The 6,000-nt window shown below is 41.9% G+C and carries 5 protein-coding genes; 3 read left to right on the top strand and 2 right to left on the bottom strand.

What is annotated here, in order from left to right; translation table 11 throughout:
- The first annotated feature begins 228 nt into the window (after positions 1 to 228).
- The 3 genes from AAE02nite_RS04820 (at position 229) to AAE02nite_RS04830 (ending at position 3,650) form a co-directional block, all read left to right on the top strand.
- Positions 229 to 2,052 (top strand): ABC transporter ATP-binding protein, encoded by a 1,824-nt coding sequence (locus tag AAE02nite_RS04820; protein ID WP_146895447.1) that lies wholly within the window; start codon positions 229 to 231, stop codon positions 2,050 to 2,052.
- A gap of 171 nt (positions 2,053 to 2,223) precedes the next feature.
- Entirely contained in the window at positions 2,224 to 2,694 is a 471-nt protein-coding gene (locus tag AAE02nite_RS04825; RefSeq protein WP_146895450.1) for a hypothetical protein, read from the top strand.
- Between the two features lie 92 nt (positions 2,695 to 2,786).
- Entirely contained in the window at positions 2,787 to 3,650 is an 864-nt protein-coding gene (locus AAE02nite_RS04830; RefSeq protein ID WP_146895452.1) for a DUF2911 domain-containing protein, read from the top strand.
- Between the two features lie 84 nt (positions 3,651 to 3,734).
- On the opposite strand, the gene AAE02nite_RS04835 is transcribed toward AAE02nite_RS04830, so the two are convergent.
- Together AAE02nite_RS04835 and AAE02nite_RS04840 are read right to left on the bottom strand one after the other, a co-directional pair.
- The gene (locus tag AAE02nite_RS04835; RefSeq protein WP_146895455.1) at positions 3,735 to 4,505 is read right to left on the bottom strand and encodes a GDSL-type esterase/lipase family protein; all 771 of its coding nucleotides are present in this window, start codon (positions 4,503 to 4,505) and stop codon (positions 3,735 to 3,737) included.
- Positions 4,506 to 4,902: 397 nt separating this feature from the next.
- Complete coding sequence (locus AAE02nite_RS04840) at positions 4,903 to 5,772, bottom strand: hypothetical protein (protein WP_174761914.1); 870 nt, start codon at positions 5,770 to 5,772, stop codon at positions 4,903 to 4,905.
- Positions 5,773 to 6,000: the final 228 nt, after the last annotated feature.

The raw sequence follows: 6,000 nt of genomic DNA on the forward strand, positions 1-6,000 counted from the left end.
GGTGATTTACCGGAGTGGGTATTAAACCCTCTGGCCTTAACCGGCGTTTTGAGCTTTAAAATATTACCTTATAAAAATAGCGGCAGCTAAACTTATCCGGAGCAGGGTTTGTTTAAATTTGGCTACCCGAAAAGATTCATCCGTTAAATATACAGGATTACTTAACTTTGCCCGTAGCAGAAGCCCGGTTACCGGGTTTTTTCATCCAGACTTAGAAAATATTCGTTAATGGCAAGACGCGGATCCGGATTTAGTACCGAAAACACCCCCGGAACAGACACAAAAAAACGCATCAGCAAAGAAAGCTTTAAACAAGGAAGCCGCATTTTTAGCTACGTAAAACCTTACCGGTTTAAATTTTTTATCGGCTTAATTTTCCTGGCCCTTTCCAGCAGCACCTTTATGGTTTTCCCGGCCTTGACCGGCCAACTCGTCGATAGCGCCACCGGCCAGGCGTCCCGGTTATTAAAAGATATCAACCTAATTGCCTTGGGTTTATTTGGGGTAATATTACTGCAAGGTATCTTTTCGTTTTTCCGGATATACTTTTTTGCGCAGGTCAGCGAAAATGCCGTGGCCGATATCCGGCGCTCGTTGTATGCCAAGTTTGTGGTGCTGCCCATTCCCTTTTTCGAGCAGCGACGGGTAGGCGAAATAACCAGCCGCATTACTTCGGATGTGGCGCAACTACAAGATACCCTTTCCATTACCCTGGCCGAGCTTTTCCGGCAATTGGTCACCTTAATTGTAGGCGTTATTATTATCATGGTTACCTCGGTTAAGCTATCGCTGTTTATGCTGGCTACTTTTCCGGTACTGGTATTAATGGCCTTTGTCTTTGGCAAAAGAATAAAAAGACTTTCGAAAGCTACCCAGGAAGAAATTGCTAAAACCAACGTTATAGTAGAAGAAACGCTGCAAGCCATTAACGTGGTAAAAGCCTTTACAAACGAGCTTTTTGAGATTGGCCGGTATAACCGCTCGCTCTCTAATGCCGTGCGCAATGCCTTGCGGGCCTCTTACTTCCGCGGCGCTTTTGTTTCGTTTATTATTGTGGGCTTGTTTGGCGGCATTATCCTGGTGCTATGGTATGGTGCCTCGCTCGTAGAAAGCGGCGAACTGACTATTGGCGAACTGGTACAGTTTATTATTTACACCACCTTTATTGGCGCTTCGGTGGGCGGTTTAGGCGATATGTATGGCAAAGTACAGTCATCGTTGGGCGCGGCCGACCGCGTTTTCGAAATTTTGGATGAGCCGGTAGAACCTACCAACGTGCCCACTGCCCCCTCCGACCAGCACTTTAAGATTGCGGGTAATATTTCTTACCAGAACGTGGCTTTCTCGTACCCTACCCGGCCCGATATTGCCGTTTTAAAAGATATTTCGTTTGGGATTAAAGCCGGTGAAAAAATTGCGCTGGTAGGACCCAGCGGGGCCGGTAAATCTACCATTGTGGCCTTGCTGATGAAGTTCTACGAGTTGAGTTCCGGCAAGATTCTGGTAGACGGCCGCGATATAAATACCTTAAACCTGACCCAACTGCGCCAGCATATTGGTATTGTGCCGCAGGAAGTATTGCTCTTTGGCGGTTCTATCCGCGAAAATATTGCCTATGGCCGCCCCAATGCCACCGACGAAGAAATCGTTACCGCCGCCCGCAAAGCCAATGCTTACGATTTTATTCAATCCTTTCCCGAAGGCTTAGATACCTTGGTAGGCGAACGTGGTATTAAATTATCGGGTGGCCAGCGCCAGCGCATTGCCATTGCCCGGGCCATTCTTAAAAATCCGGCTATTCTCATCCTCGACGAAGCCACCAGCTCTCTAGATTCGGAATCGGAAAAACTGGTACAAGCGGCCATGGACGAGCTCATGAAAAACCGCACCAGCATTATTATCGCGCACCGTTTATCTACCATCCGGAAAGCCGATAAAATATTGGTACTCGAAAACGGCCGCATTGTAGAACAAGGCACCCACGAAGACTTATCGGTTAACGAAAATGGCTTGTATGCCAACCTACTGCGGCTGCAGTTTGAGCTGAGCTAAGCACTTTTTCTTTATCTGTAATATTGCCTGCTAGGTAAAACAGAAGTTTTTCCCAAAACAAAAGCTTCATTTTACGTATCAGGCAATATTTGTTTTTGTTCTATCTTTACCGATTCTCTTACTGTCTGTCCCATGCGAATTCCGGCTTCTGCGCTTTTATGCACCCTGTTATTGATTCCCTTTTTTACCAAGGCCCAGGAGCCCCGCATGCGTTACCGCGCCAATAAAGCCGTTTTTCTGGAGGTGGGAGGCAGCGGCGGTATTACCGCCAACTTCGATTACCTGACCATGGAAACGGGTAATATTAAAACCAGTGTCCGGCTGGGAGCAGGCGCCTATCCGTACAAAATAAACGGGGTAGGTAAAATAATGCCGGTGGTGCCGTTTGAACTTTTAGGGTTTATTGGTGAGAAGGCCGGCAACCTGGAACTGGGGGTGGGTTATACCCACCGGTTTACAAATGAACCAACCCAACCCGATTACCACCTGACCGGCCGGTTTGGTTTCCGTTACCAGCGGCCGCGGGGCGGCTTGCTTTTCCGGTTGGGGTATATTCCGTTGCTTTATAAAGATCCCGAAAGTGTCCGGCGCAGTTACGTTCTTTCGCCGGCTTTTGCCCTTAGCCTGGGTGCTAGTTTTTAATTTTAAACTGTTGGCTGAAGGTAGTTCTTTTACCCGCTTTTTTGTAATATTACAGCTAGTTTAGATTATAATAAAAGAACAAAAAGCGTATTATGAGAAGAAGAGGAACCCTATTTACCCTTTTAATGGCCCTGGCCATATTTTGTAGCCAGCAGGTAATGGCCCAGTTGGCTATACCGGCCGCCAGCCCCCAGGCAACTTTAACCCAGCGTGTTGGCTTAACCGACATTACCGTTAAATATTCCCGTCCCAGCTTAAAAGGCCGCAAAATGTTCGGCGAAACCCTGCCTTACGGCCAGCCTTGGCGGGCTGGCGCCAATAATTCTACCGTAATTGAATTTAAAGACGCGGTTACCCTGCAGGGCACCCCGGTACCCGCCGGCGAATACGCCATTTATACCATTCCGGGCGAAAGCGAATGGACCGTTATTTTTAACAAGAATACCAAACTGGGTGGCAATACCAAAGATTATAAAAAAGAAGAAGATGTAGCCCGGTTTAAAGTAAAACCTCTGAAAACACCAACTAAAACCGAAACCTTTACCATTAATTTTGCCGATTTAACACCGGCTACGGCCAACCTGGAATTACTTTGGGAGAATACCTCGGTTAAAGTAAAAATTACCACCGAAGTAGACAGCAAGGTAATGACCCAGATTCAGGAGCAGGTAATTAACGGCAAAGACGTAAAACCAGATTTATACGCGGCCGCTGCCGTTTATTACTTCGACACGAACAAAGATCCGAAACTGGCCCTGGAATGGATTAAAAAAGCGAACGAAAAGGATCCTAAATTCTGGAACATGCACACGCAGGCCAAAATACAGGCTAAAAACAAAGATTACAAAGGCGCCATTACTACCGCCGAAAAATCTATTGCCCTGGCCAAAGAAGCTAAAAACGACGACTATGTGCGGATGAACGAGAAAGCCATTGCCGAATGGAAAAAAATGTAAGCTGATTTATAAGCCGACAACCATAAAAAAAGCCACCTTAACGGTGGCTTTTTGTTTTAGCAGCTGGGATTTATCCATCTTCCGTTAATTATGGTTCTTTCCCAATCCTTCTATAATTGGTTTCTCAAAGTCAACCCATTTCTCGTACCCTTTATCATTCAAATGAACGCCATCATTGGTCAATTCCTTTATCAATTCACCGTTTGAATCTATAAATTGAGCATACAAATCAATTACCTCATAAAAACCTTTTCCCTCATTTCTTCTAATCATTTCATTTACCAAAAGAATATCTTCTTTCAGATATTCCCTTCGAGTAGGTAAAAGCGTACGCACATAAATCTTCGTAACTGGCGATTTACGATGAATTATTTTTGCAATCTTCAATATGTTTTTGCCTATAAATTCGGGTGATGGAACAACTTTATCATACTTTAGAGCAGGATTATCTTCTTCATGGTGAAGGCTAAAAAGATCATTAATTCCAATTAAGATTAATACAGCTTTTGGTTTAAAATAAGTTATTTCATTTAAACGTTTTAATACACCATCAGTAACATCACCGGCAATTCCCCGGTTGCGAATAGGCGCTCTACCGAACTTCCCGCTCCAATCGTGCCCTCCTTCTGTAATACTATTCCCAATAAATACAATTTCTCCATACTCCAGAGGTTCATTTTTAAACTCTAGAATGCGTTTTGGGTAATATTTTTGGGTCCAGTTGTTGTGATAACGAGATACAACCTTTTTTGCTGGAAATAATTTTGCTAGTTCTTTAGTTGACAGTTGATTTGATTGTCCAAAAATGTTGATACTTAAGACAATTAAAAATAAGGCTAAAATTATTTTTCTCATAGGTCTCAATTTATTCTGTTTTTAACAGAACATAAATCGATTATAGTGATAATTGCACTCTATATTTAAAATAGAGTTATTAATATATACTTTCAGCAGCCTTGCATAAAACGCTCATTGCAAAAAAACATTCTAGTGGTTTTTAGGTGTGGTTATGTGTATGTATTTTATCGCCTTCTTATTCATAGCGGGCTCCAATCCACAATATTAGTTATTAAACCTTTTTTCCAGCAATCTATAGTTGTACTTGCAGTCAATTAGTGAATAGTTTTACTATCCTTTTCGACATTATTTAATACATCCAATGCTTTTTGTTCAAATGATTTTAAAAGGGTAGTTGCTGTCCACATTTTAACTGAATCGCATTCATGGTTCATTAGACCATAAAATTCCTTGCCTACATTATTATATCGAAATCCATCTTTCTCAGATATTCATCAAGTGTCATTTTGCCTTTAGCCTTATTCACAGCAACTTCGATGGATATAGTCGCTGATGCAAGTGTATTTCTATAGTTGTCAACGATACTAACTTTAGCTTTCTTAAAATTGTCCTTCACAAACTTGTCATCGTAAATTGCGCATGAAAGTTGGTCTAGGCATTGCGATGCATGTATTAAAGAAGATTTAACGTCATGCCCTACCTTTCCTTTAACATTAAGGCAAAAAATCTCGTCCTGTTCTTCATTTGATACGAATTCAAAACCTACAATTTGCATGTTATGGATGATGTGCAAGAGCGAAGACTCAAATCGAATATTCATATTTTCCGTCCCGCCTAATTCGACAACTATTTCTTCAATATAGTTTAGGTCAGTCAATACTTGTCCAAATCGAATTACGCGATATACATCTTGTGTCCAATGAACGATTTTGTAGAAATCGTCATAAGTCAGTGTAAGTGTCTGAATGGTGTTTCTTCCATACTCAACCACGATGTCGTCCTTGTTAATAGTGAAGGATTTGTGTGCTGCAATGTTTCTCCACTGATTTGTCGAAATTGAAAAAAAAGGATCTTCGAGAAACAGAATTGTTTCACTTTTTACCTGATTAGGAAAATCCCGAATTACTTTTCCAAAGTCTGCTCCTGAATTGTCAGGAATATTCCCATGCAACTTATAGTTAACAAGTTTGTCTAATAATTTTAATCGAGGTTTAAATGCACCCTCCAAGGTTTCGTCTATAACCTTGAAATAGTAACTTATTTTGTCCCTTTCTGAAAACTCTTTTTCGTCTGGCTGTGTCAATACATTTGTCATCCACTTCATGTCTGTATTTGAAATGTCGTTAAATGAGTCAGCCAAAACTTTAATGATTCGTTGCTTGTCGGAACCGATGCAATCTTTATAAAGGTCAAACGTCCACTCGAAAAGCTTAAAATACTCGGGTTTAGTGCAGAATCCGTATGTAATTGATAATCTCAGTTCTCAAAATCTCTTTGTTCTTTTCAAGAATAGATTCATCTGAGAAGTACATTCCTAGTGCTTCACCAAACT

Origin of the sequence: Adhaeribacter aerolatus, from assembly GCF_007991635.1 — a bacterium.
GTDB lineage: Bacteria > Bacteroidota > Bacteroidia > Cytophagales > Hymenobacteraceae > Adhaeribacter > Adhaeribacter aerolatus.